We start from the raw sequence: 18,039 nt of genomic DNA on the forward strand, positions 1-18,039 counted from the left end.
AATCACAGTGTCTTCAATTCGCAAGCGCGCTCTTTATTGAGCCCAATTGCGGCGAATGCACGAAATAAGTTTTGATATTAACCGCCGCCACCAAAACGGGTGGCGCCCCGGCTTATCATTCGCGGTCGAGCGGCTCGACGCCAGCGGCCGAGCCATCCCCGGCAATGCGGATCTTCTCCACCTTCGCCTCGGCGGCCTTCAGCAAACCGTCGCAGTGTTTGCGTATCGCGTCGCCACGCTCATAGATGGAAATGCTCTCCTCGAGCGGCACCGAACCCTGTTCGAGCCGGGCGACGATGCCCTCAAGTTCTTTCAGAGCCTGCTCGAAGCTAAGAGCACTGACGTCGGTAGCGGTAGTCATTGTCGGCGACCTTTCGTCGATCAGGGATAGAGGCGAGTCCGCGTCCAGCCGCCATTGCCGTCGGGCAGGAAGCGGACACGATCGTGCAGGCGGAACAGCCCGTCGCGCCAGAATTCGATGGCGGTCGGCGATACGCGCAGGCCCGACCAATAATCTGGCCGCGGCACCATACCGACACCGAACTTGAGACCCCATTCGGCCACCGCCTTTTCGAGAGCGAAGCGGCTTTCGAGTGGGCGTGACTGCTTGGAGGCCCAGGCTCCGATCCGGCTACCGCGATCGCGACTTTGGAAATAGGCGTCCGCCTCTTCCTTCGAAACTTCCGAGACGATGCCGCGCACGCGCACCTGCCGCCTGAGGCTTTTCCAGTGAAACAGAAGAGACGCCTTGCCGCTCTTCAGGATCTGCTCGCCCTTGGCTGAGCCGAAGTTGGTGTAGAAGACAAAGCCACGCTCGTCGAAGCCCTTGAGCAGCACCATGCGCGCATCCGGCAGCCCGTCCTCGTCGACGGTGGCAAGCGCCATGGCGTTGGGATCGCTCGGCTCGCTCTTCTCAGCCTCCTTCATCCAGCTGACGAACAACTGGTAGGGCTCTGAGGCTTCGGTGAAATCGGGCTCGGAACTGGACATTTTCTTCGGCGCCTCGTCATGCTGGCTGGCCGTGGGCCAGATTCGCGCAAGCGTCCGACCGGCATATAGCGACATCCCGGCCATCGACAACCTCCCAAGCGATCCCACCGAAAAGATTTTGTCAAAGCTGCGCGACCCGTATAATGGCACACTCTGGAACGGAACGTGATCGGGCATTACATGCTTGGCAGAACCTTGGCGCTATCGGGCGCCGTTATCCATTTGAAGAGGGCCAACCAGCATGCGTGATCCGTATGAGATCTTGGGCGTGCCTAAGAGCGCGGACGAAACGACGATCAAGAAGGCGTATCGCAAGCTTGCCAAGCAGCATCACCCCGATACCAACAAGAACGACCCGCGTTCCAAGGAACGCTTTTCCGAACTCAATTCGGCCTATGAAATCGTCGGCGACAAGGACAAGCGCCGCCAGTTCGACGCCGGCGAAATCGACGCCGACGGCAAGCCGCGCTTTACCGGCTTCGAAGGGTTCGGAGGCGCCGGCGGTCAGGGCGGCATGCACGGCGGCTTCCGCCAAGCCGGCGGTCGGGCAACGGACGACATCTTGCACGATATCTTCGGCGAAACCTTTGCCAATTTCGCCAACGGCGGTGCCCGTGGCAATACACGAGGGAGTCGGCGTGGCGGGGCCGGATTTTCCGGCTTCGAAGGCTTCTCGGCAGGCGGCGCAGGCCCCGCGGCGGGCGGTGCCCCATCAACCAAGGGCGCCGACACCATGGTGACGGCGCGCGTGCGCCTTGAGGACATCGTCGGCTCGGGCAAGGTGCGCGTCACGCTACCGAACGGCAAGTCGCTCGACGCCAAGATCCCCGCAGGCTTCGAGCCGGGTCAGCAACTCCGTCTCAAGGGTCAGGGCGGCGAAGGAACGCCGCCGGGCGATGCCATTGCCATCCTGGTCTACGAGCCACACGCCCTGTTCCGGCCAGACGGCTACAACTTGCGCCTCGATCTGCCTGTCAGCCTCGACGAGGCGGTGCTGGGTGGCAAGGTGCGCGTCCCGACGCTTGAAGGCGCCGTCGACATGACTATTCCGGCCGGGGTTACCGGGTCGAAGGCTTTCCGCCTGCGTGGCAAGGGGTTACCGGACAAGAAGGGCGTTCGGGGCGATATCTTCGTCACCCCGCGAATCGTACTGCCGGACGGTGCCGATGCTGGTCTCGAAAAGCTGATGGAACGCTGGCGTGAGGTGCGTCCCTACGACGTGCGTGGACCGGAATTCTCCGCATGAGCCGCCTGCCGCCGCTGCCGCTGCCGTCGGCGCGCGGCGCCCAGCCTGCGCGCTTTCTAGCCAGCCTCGCCTTCATGGTGATGGTGGTGGGGATCGGTTCCCGCCACCTCGATTTCATATCGAGCGCCACCATGTACGCGGCCGTCATTGCCGGTCTCCTGTTGGGCTTGGCAGCGCTCGCCGTGGTTTCAGTGACGGTGCGCGATGTCTGGCGTGAGGGACGGCGTGGTGCGAGCAGTGCTTTCGGCACACTGCTTTTGATCATCGCCACCTTTTCGCCGTTGATCGGCGGCGTCGCCGCCTATGTCGCCTATCCCGCCCTGGACAGCGTGTCGACCGACACCGACGATCCACCGGCCGCTCCGGCCGGCTTTAAGCAGGTGGCGTTGCCAATCGACCTGCGCGCCGCGCCGGACGATGACGCGGCCTTGCAGGAAGATGCCTATCCAGAGCTGACGACGCAGGCGGTCGATCTGTCCACCGTCGAGGCTTATGCCCTTGCCCGACAGACCATCGATGATCTTGGCTGGACGATCAGGCTAGCCGAAGAGCCCGACACCGAGGCGGCAAGTGGCCGGATTGAAGCCGAAGCGCGGTCAATGCTGCTGGGCACCCAGGAGGATGTCGTCGTCCGTATTCGCCCCGGCGACGGCGGCAGCCGTATCGACGTCCGCTCTCTGAGCCAAGTGGCAATGCCCGACCTCGGCGAAAACGCTCGCCATGTCGGCGACTTCCTCGCCCGCTTCGCCGAGGTGTCGCGGCGGCAGGCGGCCAACTGATCAGCACCGGCTCAGCCGGCCCTCTGCTTTTCTGACGAGGCGCCGTTCTTCGAGCCAATCGGTATGGGCCGTGACCGACAGCGCAGCCGCGCCGGTCAATGCCGGGTCGAGACCGATGTAAACCGCCGAGACAATCTCCTCGATGGTCCGTTCGCCGCTGTCGAGAGCCCGCAGGATAGCCGCCTCGCGCGCCTGTCGGTGCCGCTTCAGCTCACTGACGCGGGCGAGACCGTCGATCACCTGACCGCCGTGCCCTGGCAGATAGCTGCGCGCCCCGACACCGGCCAAGCGATCGAGGGAAGCCATATAATCCGCCATGCGACCGTCCGGCGGCACCACGACGCTGGTCGACCAGGCCATGACATGATCGCCCGAGAACAGAAGGCTCGAACCCGCAAGGTCGAAACAAATATGCCCGGCGGCGTGACCGGGCGTTGCAACAACCCGGAGAGGGCCGATTTCCGTCGCGACAGTCTCGTCGTCGGCAAGGATCCCGTCGGGTCGATAGAACGGACGCGAAGGGATTGGCGCCGAGCCCACAACTTCGGCACCGGTCAATTCCGATAGCCGCCGCGCAGCGCCAGCATGATCGGCATGATCGTGGGTAACGAGGACACGTCGGATCGGCGCGCCGGCCACTGCCAAGAGATCGGCGACGTGGGCGTCATCGTCGGGACCGGGATCGATCACGGTGATCTCGCTGTCGCCAAGAAGATAACAGTTGGTCCCGCGAAAGGTCAGTGGTCCAGTGTTACGGGCGGTCAGCCTTCGGACGCCCACACATACTCGCTCGGCAGCGCCATAGGCGGGCATGAAATCCAAGGCGGGATCGATGCTCATGCCACTCTCCTTAAGCGAATGCATCGCCATGGGTGTCCATGGAGCAGCATGAATCCTCGAGAAACCTCATGAATCAATCTGACTCAGAATGAGCCTCTATGGACTCGTTCACCTACCGCGCCGAATATGGCCGAGCCACGCTTGCATTTCCAGGCGAACTGCCTCAAACCGATTCAAAATACAAAGTTCACGGAAACGCCGTAGAGGTTTGCAACTGTCCGCATCGAAAGACCGGACGGACCGATGTCGGTGCATCCACGCCGACCGGTTTTGCCAGCGGCCAGCGCCTTCTCGCCTGCATACGAGTTCATTCCTTGTCCAAGACCTTCACCCCGCTCGTCTCGCTGCTGACCGGCATCGGCTTCCTGTTGTGCGGCAACGCGCTGCTGGGCACGGTGATTCCGTTGCGTGGCCTCTACGAGCATTTCACGCCGGTCATCATCGGCCTTATGGGTTCGTCCTACAATCTCGGCTTCGTGGTCGGCTGCCTCGCCTGTCCCTACCTCATCCTGAGAGCCGGCCACATCCGGGCCTATTCGACGCTGGTGTCGCTGGCCGCTGCCACCACGCTCGTTCATCCGATGGTCGTCGACCCACTGATCTGGATCGGCGCGCGCTCCATCACCGGCTTCTGCCTTGCCGGTCTCTATCTGATCATTGAAAGCTGGCTCAACGACCGCGCAACCAACGACAATCGCGGCCTGATCATGAGCGTCTACATCGTCGTCAACTTCCTCACCACGACCGTTGGTCAGTTGATGGTGCTGCTGGCGCCCATTCAGCACTTCGAACTGTTCGCCGCCGCCTCGCTCTTGGTGTCGCTCGCCGTGGTGCCGGTGGCGCTGACCACGTCGGCGCAGCCGGCGCCGATCGCCATCGTCCAGTTTCGGCCGCTTCGCCTTTTGAAAATTGCGCCAGTCGGTCTCGCCGGCACCTTCATGATCGGCGTAGCCAACGGGGCCTTCTGGTCGCTGGTCACCGTCTTTGCCATCGGGCGTGGCTTGACGGCGGATGGCGCGGCGATTTTTCTCTCCATCGCCGTCGTCGGTGGTGCCCTGATGCAATGGCCGGTCGGCCGCCTGTCCGACGCCCACGACCGTCGCTTGGTGCTGGCCGGCGTGATTGTGCTGTCGGCCATCGCCAGCCTGCTCACCGTTCTGCTGCCGCTTGGCAGCAATGGCCTGTTCGTCATGGCCTTTGTGCTCGGCACCGTGGTGCTCACCGCCTATTCGGTGGCCGCCGCCCACGCTTACGATCGCGCCGAAAAATCCGCCTATGTCGAAATGGCGACCGGCGTGCTGCTCGCCAACGGCGTCGGCGCCGTGTTCGGACCGTTGATCGCCTCCTTCGCCATGGAGAGCTGGGGCAACGACTCGCTGTTTGTCTTCATGGCCGCGGTCGAGCTGTTGCTTGCCGCCTTCATCGTGCTGCGCTGGCGCATTCGTCCGTCACGTCCGGACGATCCCAAGGAAGCTTACGAAATGTACGCAACCGCGCCGGTCGGCGGCGCCATTCCACCGGAAGCTCCCTCGCCGGATGACCCCATCCTCCAGACGCCAGTCGTGCCGGCGACCGAGCCGAAGGAGCCCGCGGAAGCCGATTCTCCCTAGATTGCTGCGCGTCCTGACGGACGCTGAAGGGCGATCTCGTTTTTTATCGCATCGGATTTCCCAAAAACCGGGTTCCACTTTTCGGTCCGATGCCCTGACGGGCCTTGCCAAAGGCCGGCGCCTGCCTCAAAGCAACGCCATGGCAAGGATCCGTCTCGACCAGCTTCTCGTCACCCGTGGCCTCGTGGATAGCCGCGCTCGCGCCCGCGACGCCGTCTTGCGTGGCCACGTAACCGTTGCAGGACGGCCGGTCGACAAGCCGGGCCTTTCGGTCGAGGAGGATATTGAGCTTTCGATATCCGATCCGGCCGCCGCCTATGTGTCGCGCGCTGCTCTGAAACTCGTCGCAGGCCTCGACCATTTCGGCTTTGATGTCGACGGTCGCGACTGCCTTGATGTCGGCGCCTCCACCGGCGGCTTCACCGAGGTGCTGCTCAAACGCGGCGCCGCCCGCGTTGTCGCGCTGGACGTCGGCCATGGCCAACTCCATCCGCGCATTGCCGACGATCCGCGCGTCAGCAACATCGAGGGATTGAACGCCCGTGACCTCACGTCGGATGACCTGCCCTTTCGTCCCGACGTGATCGTCTCCGATGTTTCCTTCATCTCACTGACCCTGGCGCTTCCGCCGTCATTGGTGCTGGCGCGCCGGCCGGCCGTCGGCGTCTTTCTGGTCAAACCGCAGTTCGAGGCAGGCAGGCAGGCGATCGGCAAGGGAGGCCTCGTCGATGAGGCAACCGGCAAGGCCGCCGCTGAACGCATTCGCGCCTGGCTCGACGGCCGTGATGACTGGCGCGTCCACGACCTCATCTCCTCGCCCATCCTCGGCGGCGACGGCAACCACGAATATCTTCTCGGAGCGAGCCTTGACTGAACTTGTGATCGACCGCCTCGGCCACCGCGGTGATGGTGTCGTGCTCCAGCCCGACGGGCAGCAGCTGTTCGTCCCCTACACGCTGCCCGGCGAAACCGTCGACGTCGATCTTCAGGGCGGCACGGGGCGACTCAAGGGGGTTCTAACGCCCTCAGCCGACCGAATTGAGCCGGTTTGCCGACACTTCGGCACCTGTGGCGGCTGCACGCTGCAGCATATGGCACCGGCGCCCTATGCCGATTTCAAGCGTCGGCTCGTCGTCGATGCTCTGGCCGACCGTGGCCTCGCCCCCGAGATCGGCGAGACGCGTATCGTTCCGCCTCACTCTCGGCGCCGCGCCACCTTCGCCGGCATCATGGCCGGCCGTCATCCGCTGGTCGGTTTTAACGAGCGAGGCAGTCACCGCCTGGTCACGATCGACGAATGTCCGGTGGTGAGGCCGCAGCTGCTTGCCGCGCTCCCGGCGCTGACGGCGCTGACTGGCCTCATCGCACCGAGAAAGGGCGGGCTCGACCTCACGGTAACGCTCACCAACGGCGGCCTCGACGTGTCGGTCGCCGGCATCGCGGCGCGCGATGCCGATCGGCTGCGCATGCAGCTTATCGAGCTCGCGACCCGTTTCGATCTTGCCCGCCTGTCAGCCGGTGGCGAGGCGATCGTCGAACGACGCTCCGTCGCGATCAACATTGATGGCGTAGCGGTAACGCCGTCCCCCGGTGGCTTCCTGCAGGTCTCGGAAGAGGCCGAAGCGATCATGGGCGAGTTGGTGACGGCCGCAATTCCGGACAAGGCAAAACGAGTTGCCGATCTCTTCTCGGGTGTTGGCACCTTCGCGTTGCGCCTTGCCCGAAAGGCCGAAATATTGGCGATCGAAGGCGAAGGTGGCGCAGTCGCAGCGCTCGACCAGGCGGCACGCGGCATGACCGGTCGCCATCGAATCACCACCGAGAAACGTGACCTCGCCCGCCGGCCACTGATCGAAAAGGAACTCGAGAAGGTCGACGCCGTGGTCTTCGACCCGCCCCGCGCCGGCGCTGCCGAGCAGAGCCAGTGGCTGGCGCGTTCGAAAGTACCGACCATCGTGGCCGTCTCCTGTAATCCGGCGACGCTTTCCCGCGATCTCAGGATATTGGTCGATGGCGGCTATCGCATCGAAAGCGTTACGCCGGTCGACCAGTTCCTCTGGTCGAGCCACGTCGAGGTGGTAACGGTATTGAGGCGCTGAGCAACGAGATCGGCGACGCCGATCCAGATTGCTGAATATGAAAATGGCCGGAGCGGTTTCCCACTCCGGCCATTTTCATATCAGTCCGAGGCCGGCGTCAGGCCAGCGCCTTGGCCTGATCAAGGTAGGCGAGGCCGAGGGCGTCACTCACCGCCTTGTAAGTGATCTTGCCGGCATGGACGTTGAGGCCATGGGCAAGGTGGATGTCGTCCTTGCAGGCCTGCTTCCAGCCCTTGTTGGCCAGCGCCAGCGCGAAAGGCAGCGTGGCGTTGTTGAGGGCGAAGGTCGAGGTGCGAGCGACGCCGCCAGGCATGTTGGCGACGCAATAGTGGACGACGCCGCTTTCGATATAGGTCGGGTCGGAGTGCGTGGTGGCGCGCGACGTTTCCGAGGCGCCGCCCTGGTCGATGGCGACGTCGACGAAGGCGGAGCCCTTCTGCATGGCTGCGATCAGTTCGCGGCTGATCAGCTTCGGCGTACCCGCGCCCGGCACCAGAACCGTGGATATGACGAGATCGGCGCCGATGACGAGGTCGGCCACGGTATCCTTGTTCGAATGGGCCGTCTTGATGCGCACGCCAAAGGTGGCAATGGCACGGCGCAGAGCGTCGATCGAATTATCGACCAGCGTCACGTCGGCGCCCATGCCAAGGGCAACGTGGGTGGCATTGGTGCCGGCAACACCAGCGCCGAGGATCACCACCTTGGCCGGCGCCACGCCAGCCACACCGCCGAGCAGGATGCCTTTACCGCCGGCCGCGTTTTCAAGCGCGGCGGCGCCAACCTGCGGCGCCATGCGACCAGCCACTTCCGACATGGGAGCAAGCAACGGCAGCGAACCGTTGGCAGCCGTCACCGTCTCGTAGGCGATGCAGGTCGCACCGGATTTCACCAGGTCTTCGGCCTGCTCCGGGTCGGGCGCAAGATGGAGATAGGTGAACAGCGTTTGCCCTTCACGCAGCTTCTTGCGCTCGACGGCCAGCGGCTCCTTGACCTTGACGACCAGGTCGGCCTTGGCGAAGATTTCATCGGGGCCATCGACGATGGTGGCACCGGCCTTGACGTAGGCGGCGTCAGCCACACCGATGCCGGCGCCGGCGTTCTTTTCGATGATAACCTTGTGTCCGGCAGCGACGAGTTCGCGCACAGACGACGGAACGAGGCCAACGCGGTCCTCGTGATCCTTGATTTCTTTGGGTGTACCGACGAGCATTTTTATTGATCCCCTGCTGGTTCCGCCGCCGGGTTTGGTCCCGGCTTGGCGTGATGGCGCATATTTGGCCAATCTTGACGCAATTACTTGCACAGATTCAGCAGACTACGGGCGTAAATCGGCATAAAATTCTGCTCTTCGCCCCTTGAAACGCAGGAAATTCAACCCATGCGCCTCGACGTGACGGATCGTGCGATCCTGACCGCCTTGCAAGACAATGCCCGACCGACCAATGCCGAGCTTGCGGATCGGGTGCACCTCTCAGCCTCGGCCTGCTTGAGGCGCACGCGCCTTCTCGAGGAAAGCGGCCTTATCGCCCGCTTTGTCGCCATTTTGGACCCGCGAATAGCCGGCGTACCCGGCACCGCCTATGTTTCCGTGACGCTCGACAGCCAGGGACGCGCCTCGCTCGACAAGTTCGAGGCCGCGGTCCGCGTGATACCGGAGATCACCGAATGCTATCTGCTGGCCGGTCAGCACGACTATCTGCTGCGCGTCGTCTATCGCGACGCCGCCGACCTCGAGCGCATCCACAGCGAGATACTGACACCCCTGCCCGGCGTCGTGCGCGTTCAATCGCAGCTGACGCTCCGAACCGTGAAACGCTCCACCAAGCTGCCGATCTGATCAGGCCCCGACAGTCGGGCGTCGGATGCGGCTATCCGCGCGTCCAGCGTTGGTGAAATCATCCCTCACCACGCGGCCATCCTTCAAGATGAACCGGTGGTTGACCTTGTCGGCCACCGCCATGATGTCGTCGAGCGGGTTGCCCTCGACGACCAGCAGATCGGCGGCAAAGCCTTGCCTGAGGCGCCCGCGATCATCGAGCCGAAGCAGATCGGCAGCCGTTGCCGTCGCGGCCGTCAGGGCGTGGATGGATTTCATGCCGGCGCCAACCATGTGAGCCAATTCCCAGGCGGCGTTGCCGTGCGGATTGAACGGCGTTCCGGTGTCAGCGCCCATGGCGATGCGGCCGCCGGCATCGTAGTAGGCCTTGAAGGATCGCCGATGGTGTTCCGATGCCCAACGCGCCTTTTCCATCGCCCATTCGGGCACACCGCCGACGTTGCTCGCGAGCATGCAATGAAAGGGCATAAGCGTCGGGACCAGCACGACGCCGCGCAGCAACATCTCGTCGATGCACTGTTGATCGAGCATTATGCCATGTTCGATGGAATCGACGCCGGCCCGCACCGCGTTGAGTATGCCCGCCGGCGTCATGGCATGCGCGGCGCTAGGACGATCGAAACGGCGCGCTTCGCCAACGGCGGCCGTCATCTCCTCGCAGGTGAACTGGGCGTGCTCCAGCCGAACTCCAGGCGTCAGCACGCCGCCGGTGGCCATCAGCTTGACGCAGTCGCAGCCGGCATGAATTTGCTCTCGCACGGCTTTGATCATCTCGGCCGGGCCATCCGCCTGGCGGGCTATGAAATAATTGGTCCCACCGGTCATGCAGATGAACTTGCCGGCGGCTCGAATGGTCGGCCCGAACATCCGGCCGGAATTGAACGCGTCGCGAACGCGCAGCTCGACATGGTCGACGCCGCCGAGATCGCGCATGGACGTTATTCCGCCGGCCAACGACGCTGTGGCATTCTCCAGGCAACGCAACGTCAGCTCGACATGGGAGATACCGGCCAAAACCGCCGAGGGATTCAGTTCGCCGCCGAGCACGAGATGAGCATGGCAGTCGATAAGGCCAGGCAGGACGGTCATGCCCCCGGCATCCACCGTACGACCTACGTAGCCGGCGAAGGCGGCGACAGGCGCAATGTGGGCGATACGGCCATCCTCGACCAGAATCGCATGACCGGCCGGCAGCAGAGCCTCGCCGTCGAAGATGGAACCGTTGACGAGGAGCATCCGCCAGTCTCTCAAAAAGATCGTGACGGCGAGAATTAGCGGCACCCATGCTCCGGTCAAGGCATGAAATGCGGCTTTATGGCCCTTGAGGGGCGAAGCCGGCCGGAAGGGTCTTCCGCCCGTCCGGCCAGATGCACGCTCAGGCCGCCGTTACCTTATCGAGAAAGTCGGCCAACAGTTCTTCCAATGCCTTGGTCTCCCGCTCGACATCGGCGGCGCTATCCTTCACCGACTGCGCCGAACGCGTGGTGGCGTCGGCCGCGCTGGCCACGCGCTCGACGATGCCGAGCACCGAGCCGGTGGCCGCTGCGGCGGCGTGGACGTTGCCGCTGATCGAGGTGGTCGCCTCGCTCTGCTGGCCCATGGCGTCGGCCATGGCGACCGTATAGCGATTGACGGTCGCCATGGTGTCGGTAATCGCCTGGATAGCTTCGGCCGCTTCCTCGGAAGAGGTCTGGATCGCCGTGATCTGGTGAGAAATTTCCTCGGTCGCCTTGGCGGTCTGGCCGGCAAGGTTCTTCACCTCCGAGGCGACGACGGCAAAGCCCCGACCAGCCTCGCCGGCCCGTGCCGCTTCGATGGTGGCGTTGAGCGCCAGAAGATTGGTCTGGCCGGCGATCGACTGGATCAGCGTGACGATCTTGCCAATCTCCTCGGAGGCAACCCGCAGGCCGCCGACCTTGGCGTTGGCGGCATTGGCGCCCTGGGTGGCACTCTCGACCACATCGCGCGCGGAGTTCACCTGCGTACCAAGGTTACGGATCGAAGCGTCCAGCTCTTCCGCTGCGGCGGCGACCGAGCCCACCGAGCCCGATGCCGTCGACGAGGCATGCGCCGCCTCACCGGTGCGGACCGTAGTCTCCTCGGCAACCTGCGTCAGGTCGGCGGCGGTAGCGGTCATATCGGCCATGCGACGGGCAACCGCCTCAATGGTGTTGTGTACTTCGGCGCGGAATGAGGCGACCAGACGATCGACCTCCTGCTGGCGGCTCTCGCGACGACGGCCTTCCGCGATCTGCTGTTCTTCGAGCCGCAACCGCTCGATGGCCGCGGCGCGGAACACATCGACGGCACGCGCAAGATCGCCGATCTCGTCCTTGCGGTCGCGCCCCGACAACTGGGCATCGAGTTCGCCGGCACCGAGCCGACGGACATCGGTGGCCAGGGTCGCCAGGGGGCGGGTCAGACGGCGTGTGAGCTGCACCGCGATGCCGCCGACGAGGAGCAGAACCGCCGCGGCAACGGCAACGAGGATCAGCGTCAGCCGTTTGACTGGTGCCAGAGCGGCGCTGCGATCATGCAGGGACAACACCTGCCAGCCGGGACGCACCGACGCCAGGGCGGCCAGCTCGACAATGCCAGGTTCGATTTCCGCCTCGAACACCTGGCCCTCCGTCGCCTTGCGCAGAGAATTGGCCGAGAGGTCGATCGACATGTCGCCCTTCGCCGTCTGGCCGAAGGTGAAACCGGAGCCGGTTTCCGAGGACACAAGAATGGAACGTCCAGTGGCACCAAGGCCGGTCTTGTCGGTCAGAACCTTTGCTGCCTGCGCCATGTTGACGCGCAGCGCCACCACGGCGACAAAGCGCCCCTCCATGATCACGGGCGCCACGAAATAGCTGCTGAGGCCGACCGTAGAGGACGGGTCCGGCATGAAGCCAGTGAAAGCGGGTTTGAGTGCGGCTGGCTTGGCGCCCGGCGCCGGGATCATCGCCTTGACCACGTCGACCAGCGCCGGCTTGTCTGTGGCATCGGCGATGCGACGGCCGAACAATTCGTCTTTGGCGTAGGAGTAGTAGGCCTTGCCGCCGTCGTCGAATAGCACGAGGTCGTCAAAGCCGGTGTCGCGCAGGGCAGACGCGACCGCCTTGTGGCCGGTCGCGTGGTAGATGAAATAGCGCTCCGAGGTGTCGCTGACCGCGGTCATCTCCTCGCGATGTTGCGGGTTCGTGTTGCCGTCGACAAACACCTGCCGCAGGCGGGCGCCCGGATCATCGTCAAGCAGCTGGTTCCAGCCACTTTTGAATTCGCGCGCCGACTCCTGAAGGGCAGAGGCGGAGGCAACGGCTGCCGCCTGGCTGGAGAGGCTATCGATCCAGGCCTGCAAGGCGCCAGCGCGGGCACCGGCAGCGGTGACGATGGCTTCGCCCGAGAGATCGGTAACCGTCTGTTCGGCCATTCGCTGCGTTGCGAAGGTCAGGGCAGCGGCCAGCGCCAGCGCGGACACCAGCACGACGAAAACTATTCTCCCCGTGAACGACTTCAGCATGCGTGTCCCCGCTAGATTGGCGCGGGACCGCCTGTTTTCGCGATGCCGAAGCCGGCGCAAGGGCACAAACGCCCTCACCCAAATTCGACAGACCGGTCCGGCCTCCGCCGATGACTGGTCCCCGCCTTGACTGATACTTTCGTCTGAGTTTCTGCGCGGTCGCGCGTAAACAAGCGGTAAAACGAGTATGAAGAATTCGCGATATCCAGAAGATTGCAGTCCCTCTAGGCACAATTCCCGGATATGCCCGTCAGCAGCATTTCGAAACGGTGGACAACGTGCCACCGTTCGCCGAAAGCATGCGGCCCGCTGGTTCGCGTTAGCTCGAAACCCTGGCCTTCCCAGAAGCTGCGCGCCCGTATGTTGGCGTCAAGAACACCAATCAGAAGGCGTGATGCGCCACGTACCTGCGCGAGCTGTTTCACCTCGCCGAGTATCGCCCGGCCCAAGCCCTTATCGCGCATCTCCGGAACGAGAAGCAGCAGACCGAGATAGGCATCGCCCGGCTCGGGATAGCCGAATGCGAGGTCACCGATGGCAACGAGCGCGCCGTCATCATCGCGGACGCCAAACTTCAGCGGCTCTTCGATGTTCGTAGGTGGTCGATCCGCAAAGAAGGCAAGCGCAGCCTCTTCCGGCGTCAGGCCGCTTTCAAGCTCCAGATAGTCGGCGGCGCGGCGGTAGACCGCCCCCACGGCACCGAGATCGTTCACCGGGTTTAGCGGTGCAAGGCTGACCGCTGTCGCGTCCATGGGGCGTGATCAGCGTAGCGGGAAGGCGACAGCGCCATCGCGACCGATCTGGCCTCTGTGACGCAGCTTGTGGTCGGCAAGCACTAGCGCCATCATCGCCTCGCCCACCGGCACGGCACGAATACCGACGCAAGGGTCGTGGCGGCCACGCGTCATGACGTCCACGTCCTCGCCGGCCGCCGATACCGAGCGGCGGTCGATCAGGATCGACGAGGTCGGCTTGACGGCAAAGCGCGCCACCAGCGGCTGGCCGGTGGAGATACCGCCAAGGATGCCGCCGGCATGGTTCGAGCCATGCAGGATGGTCCCGTCATTGCCCATGTGCATCTCGTCGGCATTGGCCTCGCCGGTGAGTTCGGCGGCCGCGAAACCCTCGCCAATCTCGACGCCCTTCACGGCATTGATCGACATCAGTGCCGAGGCAAGGTCCTGATCGAGCTTGGCGTAGATCGGGGCGCCCCAGCCGGCCGGCACGCCCTCGGCCACCAGCTCGACCACAGCGCCGACCGACGAGCCGGCCTTGCGGACGCGGTCGAGATAGGCCTCGAAGCGCGGCACCGCCTGGGGATCGGGGCAGAAGAACGGATTGTCGTTGACCGTACTCCAGTCCCAGTTGGCGCGGTCGATCTTTTCCTTGCCAATCTGGACGAGAGCACCGCGAACGGTCACGCCATCGATAACCTTGCGGGCCACGGCACCGGCGGCAACGCGCGCCGCCGTCTCGCGGGCGGAAGAGCGGCCGCCGCCACGGTAATCGCGGACGCCATACTTGAGATCGTAGGCGACATCGGCGTGACCGGGACGGTACTTGTCGCGGATGTCGCCATAATCCTTGGAGCGCTGGTCGGTATTGCGGATGAGCAGCGAGATCGGCGTTCCCGTCGTGACGGGACCGCCTGTGCGGTCATCCTCGAACACGCCGGAAAGAATCTCGACGATGTCATCCTCACGCCGCTGCGTCACGAAACGTGACTGGCCCGGCTTGCGTCGGTCAAGAAAGGCCTGGATGAACTCAGCCGTCAGCGGCAGACCCGGGGGGCAACCATCGACAACGACACCCAGCGCTGGGCCGTGGCTTTCGCCCCATGTGGTGATGCGGAAGAGATGTCCAAAGCTGTTGTGTGACATCGGGATGCCTAGGAATTGGTGAGCGGCGGCGGCCGCAACGATCTGGGATTTCTCTTATGTGGCATGGAGGCGGACGTCAAATGGCTGCGGCTTCACCAATCTGCCGTATCATGGCTGAGATGTTGATTCGCCCCTACTGACAGCTCATGCCTCGTACCGCTTCCTCCCCCTCCCACGATCTTCTTTCGGGCCTTATCGTCGAAGCCTGCGACCGTCGCATGGAAGAAGATTTCGCTCGCCGCTGGGGCGGCCCCGTCGCTGGGGTGGACGAGGTCGGCCGTGGCCCCTTGGCCGGCCCGGTGGTGACCGCGGCGGTGATTCTCACCGACGCACCACTGCCCGAGGGGCTAACCGATTCAAAGCAACTTCGCCCCAGTGTGCGCGAACAAATGTTCGAAGCCATCTGTCGCGATCATATCGTCGCCGTTGCCTCGGCGTCGGCGGCGCGCATCGATTCCATGAATATTCTGGCCGCCAATCTATGGGCGATGAACCGGGCGGTACGGTCGCTGGCCGAACAGCCGGTGGGCGTGCTCGTCGACGGACGGGATGTGCCCGCGGCGCTGCTTGCCGCCGGCTATCGGGGCGCCGCCATCGTCAAGGGCGATGCTCGCGTCGCCGCCATCGCCGCCGCTTCTGTCGTCGCCAAGGTGATGCGCGACCGCATGATGGAACTCCATGCCGACGCGTTTCCCGGCTACGGCTTCGAAACCAACGTCGGCTACGGCTCGGCCAAACATCTGAGGGCGCTCACCGAACTGGGGCCGACGCCCATCCATCGACGCAGCTTCCGGCCGGTCCGGGAATGCATCGAAGCGCGGGCGGGTTGCAGGCAGCCATGAAAAAGGGGCCCCAAAGGCCCCTCGTTCCGTATCGATCGGCGCCAGCGGCTCAGCCGAACCGAGCCTTTACCTCATCAACGCCCTTGGAGATAAGGTCGGCGGCAACCTCGCCCTGAACCTTTTCGGTCAGCAGCCGCCTCGAGGCGGCGATCGCCATGTCAATGGCGACGGCCCGCACTTCGGCGACGGCGGCCGCCTCGGCATGAGCGATCTTGGCCTCAACGGTGCGGGTCCGGTGCTCGATCAGCTCCTTGAGCGCCACTTCCGCGTCAGCCGTCATGCGCTTTGCCTCGTCTTCAGCGTGAGCGATGATCTCGGCCGCGTCCTTTTCGGCAGCGGCGCGCTTCTGCTGGTACTCGGCCAGAAGGGCTTCCGCTTCCCGGCGCAGGCGCTGAGCCGCTTCCAATTCAGCGGTCACCTCTTCGCCCCGCTTGTCGAGCATGCGGCCAACAGTGCCGAACACCCCATAGTAGGCGAGCACGACGAAGAAAAGGATCAGACCGACGAAGGCCCAAGTGGTGTTGTCGAGCATCGTGGCCCCCTCAGTGCTTGCCGGCCGAGACGGCGGCGACGGCCACGGCGGCCTCCTCGCGACCAACCTTGCCGAGCAGCGCCTCGACGACCGCCTCGGTCGTCTCGGTAGCGATCGTCGACACATGGTCGAGCGCGATATTCTTGACGTCGGCTATGTGCTTTTCGGTCTCAGAGAGCTTGGCGGCAAGCTGCCCTTCGGCGGCATGGCGCCGGCCGTCAATCTCGTGGGCGACCTTGGTGCGCGTATCGTGGGCGATGGCATTGGCCTTGTTACGAGCGGCGGCCAGCGACGCCTCGTAGGAAGCAATGGCAGCGTCCGTTTCCCCCTTGGCCTTTTCGGCTTCAGCAAGATCGCCGGCAATCTTCGCGGCGCGTGCCTCGAAGATACTACCGATCTGCGGAATGACCTTCTTGGCCATCAGGACGTAGAGCGCGATGAAGACGATGGCCAGCCAGAACAGCTGCGAGGGGAAAGTCGAGGGATCGAACGGTGGGAAAGTGCCACCGTGTTCGCCGCCCCCGTGCGCCACCGTCGAGCCGGCGGCTTCCGTCGGCGCGTGGCCGCCCTCTGCCGGAACGCTTGCCGGCTCTTGTGCGTTGGCTTGGCTGATGAACCAGCTCATCGACGCTCAGGCTCCATGGATGATAACGATCAAGCGGCGCCCCGAGGCGAAAATCACCTCGCGAGGCGCCGGCTCGTCACGGCTGGCCGGAAACCGGCCAGCGACATGCTGCGAGCCCCACAGGGACTCGCTTCGACTGTCTCGCGATCAGACGGCGAACAGCAGCAACAGGGCGATCAGCAGCGAGAAGATGCCGAGCGCTTCGGTCACGGCAAAGCCGAGGATCAGGCGACCGAACTGGCCATCAGCGGCCGAAGGATTACGGACGGCACTCGACAGATAATTGCCGAAGATGCTGCCGAGGCCGATGGCGGCACCGGCGATGCCGATGGTCGAAAGGCCAGCGCCGATGTACTTCGCGGCTTCAGCTTCCATTGTAACGCTCCTTAAGAAACAAAGACCTGGACGGTTTTGATGGGTGAACTTCGTCGATCCGGCCTCAGTGCCCCGGGTGCAGGGCGTCGTTGAGGTACATGCAGGTAAGGATCGTGAAGACGTAAGCCTGGAGGAAAGCCACCAGGAATTCGAGGGCGGTCAGCGCCACCACCATGATCAGCGGCAACAACGCACCGAGAAAGCCGAAGGCACCGAAGCCGGTTAGCGTCACCACGAAGCCCGCGAACACCTTGAGGGTGATATGGCCGGCCAACATGTTGGCGAACAGACGAACGGCGAGGCTGAGCGGCCGCGACAGGAAGGAAATGATCTCGATCAGCGTCACCAGCGGCACAATAGCCATGGGCACGCCCGAGGGTACGAACAGCTTCAGGAAATGAGTGCCGTTCTTGTAGAACCCGTAGATCGTCACCGTGAAAATCACCAGCAGCGCCAGGGCCGCCGTGACGATGATGTGCGAGGTCACCGTGAAGAAATAGGGCACCATGCCGAATATGTTGGCTGTCAGCACAAACATGAATAGCGAGAACACCAGCGGCATAAAGCGCATGCCGCCCTCGCCGGCCGCGTTTCTCAGCGTATTGGCGACAAATTCGTAGGATAGCTCTGCCACCGACTGCGCCCGGCCCGGCACCACGGCACGCGACGAAGTGCCCCACAACAGTACCAGCGCGATAGCTGCCAGCGTCAATATCATGAACAGCGAAGAGTTGGTGAAGGAGACGTCGTAGCCGTCAATATTGATGTCCACCAGCTTGTGGATGCCAAACTGATGGATGGGATCGGTTCTTACGTCAGCCACCTTGAGGAGCTCCCTCGCTCGATCTCGCCCGCACTACGGCCTCGGGCCAGCCC

At 63.9% G+C, this 18,039-nt stretch carries 19 protein-coding genes; 7 read left to right on the forward strand and 12 right to left on the reverse strand.

All coding sequences use genetic code 11. The annotated features are described in order from the left end of the window. Positions 1-115: 115 nt before the first annotated feature. Both AB6N07_RS20225 and pdxH read right to left on the reverse strand, forming a co-directional pair. Complete coding sequence (locus AB6N07_RS20225; protein ID WP_370674853.1) at positions 116-361, reverse strand: exodeoxyribonuclease VII small subunit; 246 nt, start codon at positions 359-361, stop codon at positions 116-118. 20 nt (positions 362-381) lie between these two features. Next, the gene (pdxH, locus tag AB6N07_RS20230; RefSeq protein ID WP_370674854.1) at positions 382-990 is read right to left on the reverse strand and encodes a pyridoxamine 5'-phosphate oxidase; all 609 of its coding nucleotides are present in this window, start codon (positions 988-990) and stop codon (positions 382-384) included. A gap of 241 nt (positions 991-1,231) precedes the next feature. On the opposite strand from pdxH, the gene AB6N07_RS20235 reads away from it, so the two are divergent. Both AB6N07_RS20235 and AB6N07_RS20240 read left to right on the forward strand, forming a co-directional pair. After that, entirely contained in the window at positions 1,232-2,236 is a 1,005-nt protein-coding gene (locus AB6N07_RS20235) for a DnaJ C-terminal domain-containing protein (protein ID WP_370674855.1), read from the forward strand. Continuing rightward, the gene (locus AB6N07_RS20240; protein ID WP_370674856.1) at positions 2,233-3,015 is read left to right on the forward strand and encodes a DUF1499 domain-containing protein; all 783 of its coding nucleotides are present in this window, start codon (positions 2,233-2,235) and stop codon (positions 3,013-3,015) included. The genes AB6N07_RS20235 and AB6N07_RS20240 overlap by 4 nt, the downstream gene beginning before the upstream one ends. Here AB6N07_RS20240 and AB6N07_RS20245 read toward each other — a convergent pair whose 3' ends face one another. Continuing rightward, a complete protein-coding gene (locus tag AB6N07_RS20245) occupies positions 3,016-3,855 on the reverse strand; it encodes an MBL fold metallo-hydrolase (protein WP_370674857.1) in 840 nt (279 codons plus the stop codon). A gap of 314 nt (positions 3,856-4,169) precedes the next feature. On the opposite strand from AB6N07_RS20245, the gene AB6N07_RS20250 reads away from it, so the two are divergent. From AB6N07_RS20250 to AB6N07_RS20260, 3 genes are all read left to right on the forward strand, one after another. After that, positions 4,170-5,465, forward strand: a complete 1,296-nt coding sequence (locus tag AB6N07_RS20250; RefSeq protein ID WP_370674858.1) for an MFS transporter — start codon at positions 4,170-4,172, stop codon at positions 5,463-5,465. Positions 5,466-5,604: 139 nt separating this feature from the next. Beyond that, positions 5,605-6,339 carry a TlyA family RNA methyltransferase gene (locus AB6N07_RS20255; RefSeq protein WP_370674859.1) on the forward strand — a complete coding sequence of 245 codons (735 nt, stop codon included), beginning with the start codon at positions 5,605-5,607 and terminating at the stop codon, positions 6,337-6,339. Next, positions 6,332-7,564, forward strand: coding sequence for a class I SAM-dependent RNA methyltransferase (locus tag AB6N07_RS20260; RefSeq protein WP_370674860.1), 1,233 nt, complete (start codon positions 6,332-6,334; stop codon positions 7,562-7,564). Before AB6N07_RS20255 ends, AB6N07_RS20260 begins: the two co-directional genes overlap by 8 nt. A gap of 97 nt (positions 7,565-7,661) precedes the next feature. Here AB6N07_RS20260 and ald read toward each other — a convergent pair whose 3' ends face one another. Beyond that, positions 7,662-8,777, reverse strand: a complete 1,116-nt coding sequence (gene ald / locus AB6N07_RS20265; RefSeq protein WP_370674861.1) for an alanine dehydrogenase — start codon at positions 8,775-8,777, stop codon at positions 7,662-7,664. 168 nt (positions 8,778-8,945) lie between these two features. On the opposite strand from ald, the gene AB6N07_RS20270 reads away from it, so the two are divergent. Further along, positions 8,946-9,404 (forward strand): Lrp/AsnC family transcriptional regulator, encoded by a 459-nt coding sequence (locus AB6N07_RS20270; RefSeq protein ID WP_370674862.1) that lies wholly within the window; start codon positions 8,946-8,948, stop codon positions 9,402-9,404. Here AB6N07_RS20270 and AB6N07_RS20275 read toward each other — a convergent pair whose 3' ends face one another. From AB6N07_RS20275 to aroC, 4 genes are all read right to left on the reverse strand, one after another. Next, complete coding sequence (locus tag AB6N07_RS20275) at positions 9,405-10,640, reverse strand: amidohydrolase family protein (protein ID WP_370674863.1); 1,236 nt, start codon at positions 10,638-10,640, stop codon at positions 9,405-9,407. Between the two features lie 139 nt (positions 10,641-10,779). Beyond that, entirely contained in the window at positions 10,780-12,909 is a 2,130-nt protein-coding gene (locus tag AB6N07_RS20280; protein WP_370674864.1) for a methyl-accepting chemotaxis protein, read from the reverse strand. Between the two features lie 224 nt (positions 12,910-13,133). Next, on the reverse strand, positions 13,134-13,661 hold the full coding sequence (locus AB6N07_RS20285; protein ID WP_370674865.1) for an N-acetyltransferase family protein: 528 nt from the start codon (positions 13,659-13,661) through the stop codon (positions 13,134-13,136). A 9-nt stretch (positions 13,662-13,670) separates the two neighbouring features. Then, entirely contained in the window at positions 13,671-14,789 is a 1,119-nt protein-coding gene (gene aroC, locus AB6N07_RS20290) for a chorismate synthase (RefSeq protein ID WP_370674866.1), read from the reverse strand. A gap of 146 nt (positions 14,790-14,935) precedes the next feature. On the opposite strand from aroC, the gene AB6N07_RS20295 reads away from it, so the two are divergent. Then, the gene (locus AB6N07_RS20295; RefSeq protein ID WP_370674867.1) at positions 14,936-15,631 is read left to right on the forward strand and encodes a ribonuclease HII; all 696 of its coding nucleotides are present in this window, start codon (positions 14,936-14,938) and stop codon (positions 15,629-15,631) included. Between the two features lie 49 nt (positions 15,632-15,680). On the opposite strand, the gene AB6N07_RS20300 is transcribed toward AB6N07_RS20295, so the two are convergent. From AB6N07_RS20300 to AB6N07_RS20315, 4 genes are all read right to left on the reverse strand, one after another. Then, complete coding sequence (locus tag AB6N07_RS20300) at positions 15,681-16,163, reverse strand: ATP F0F1 synthase subunit B (RefSeq protein ID WP_370674868.1); 483 nt, start codon at positions 16,161-16,163, stop codon at positions 15,681-15,683. 10 nt (positions 16,164-16,173) lie between these two features. Beyond that, a complete protein-coding gene (locus AB6N07_RS20305) occupies positions 16,174-16,788 on the reverse strand; it encodes an ATP F0F1 synthase subunit B (protein WP_370674869.1) in 615 nt (204 codons plus the stop codon). Between the two features lie 147 nt (positions 16,789-16,935). Further along, on the reverse strand, positions 16,936-17,163 hold the full coding sequence (locus AB6N07_RS20310) for a F0F1 ATP synthase subunit C (protein WP_026789496.1): 228 nt from the start codon (positions 17,161-17,163) through the stop codon (positions 16,936-16,938). Positions 17,164-17,227: 64 nt separating this feature from the next. Then, a complete protein-coding gene (locus AB6N07_RS20315) occupies positions 17,228-17,986 on the reverse strand; it encodes a F0F1 ATP synthase subunit A (RefSeq protein ID WP_370674870.1) in 759 nt (252 codons plus the stop codon). Positions 17,987-18,039 lie beyond the last annotated feature (53 nt).

The sequence above is a fragment of the Pleomorphomonas sp. PLEO genome (assembly GCF_041320595.1).
Lineage (GTDB): Bacteria > Pseudomonadota > Alphaproteobacteria > Rhizobiales > Pleomorphomonadaceae > Pleomorphomonas.

Excerpts from the sequence above, each read along its gene's own strand:
- AB6N07_RS20270 (WP_370674862.1), top strand. The coding sequence starts at position 8,946 with ATGCGCCTCGACGTGACGGATCGTGCGATCCTGACCGCCTTGCAAGAC.
- AB6N07_RS20280 (WP_370674864.1), bottom strand. The coding sequence starts at position 12,909 with ATGCTGAAGTCGTTCACGGGGAGAATAGTTTTCGTCGTGCTGGTGTCC.
- AB6N07_RS20275 (WP_370674863.1), bottom strand. The coding sequence starts at position 10,640 with ATGCTCCTCGTCAACGGTTCCATCTTCGACGGCGAGGCTCTGCTGCCG.
- AB6N07_RS20225 (WP_370674853.1), bottom strand. The coding sequence starts at position 361 with ATGACTACCGCTACCGACGTCAGTGCTCTTAGCTTCGAGCAGGCTCTG.
- AB6N07_RS20245 (WP_370674857.1), bottom strand. The coding sequence starts at position 3,855 with ATGAGCATCGATCCCGCCTTGGATTTCATGCCCGCCTATGGCGCTGCC.
- AB6N07_RS20310 (WP_026789496.1), bottom strand. The coding sequence starts at position 17,163 with ATGGAAGCTGAAGCCGCGAAGTACATCGGCGCTGGCCTTTCGACCATC.
- AB6N07_RS20295 (WP_370674867.1), top strand. The coding sequence starts at position 14,936 with ATGCCTCGTACCGCTTCCTCCCCCTCCCACGATCTTCTTTCGGGCCTT.
- AB6N07_RS20255 (WP_370674859.1), top strand. The coding sequence starts at position 5,605 with ATGGCAAGGATCCGTCTCGACCAGCTTCTCGTCACCCGTGGCCTCGTG.
- aroC (WP_370674866.1), bottom strand. The coding sequence starts at position 14,789 with ATGTCACACAACAGCTTTGGACATCTCTTCCGCATCACCACATGGGGC.
- AB6N07_RS20305 (WP_370674869.1), bottom strand. The coding sequence starts at position 16,788 with ATGAGCTGGTTCATCAGCCAAGCCAACGCACAAGAGCCGGCAAGCGTT.
- AB6N07_RS20285 (WP_370674865.1), bottom strand. The coding sequence starts at position 13,661 with ATGGACGCGACAGCGGTCAGCCTTGCACCGCTAAACCCGGTGAACGAT.
- AB6N07_RS20235 (WP_370674855.1), top strand. The coding sequence starts at position 1,232 with ATGCGTGATCCGTATGAGATCTTGGGCGTGCCTAAGAGCGCGGACGAA.
- AB6N07_RS20300 (WP_370674868.1), bottom strand. The coding sequence starts at position 16,163 with ATGCTCGACAACACCACTTGGGCCTTCGTCGGTCTGATCCTTTTCTTC.
- AB6N07_RS20240 (WP_370674856.1), top strand. The coding sequence starts at position 2,233 with ATGAGCCGCCTGCCGCCGCTGCCGCTGCCGTCGGCGCGCGGCGCCCAG.
- ald (WP_370674861.1), bottom strand. The coding sequence starts at position 8,777 with ATGCTCGTCGGTACACCCAAAGAAATCAAGGATCACGAGGACCGCGTT.
- pdxH (WP_370674854.1), bottom strand. The coding sequence starts at position 990 with ATGTCCAGTTCCGAGCCCGATTTCACCGAAGCCTCAGAGCCCTACCAG.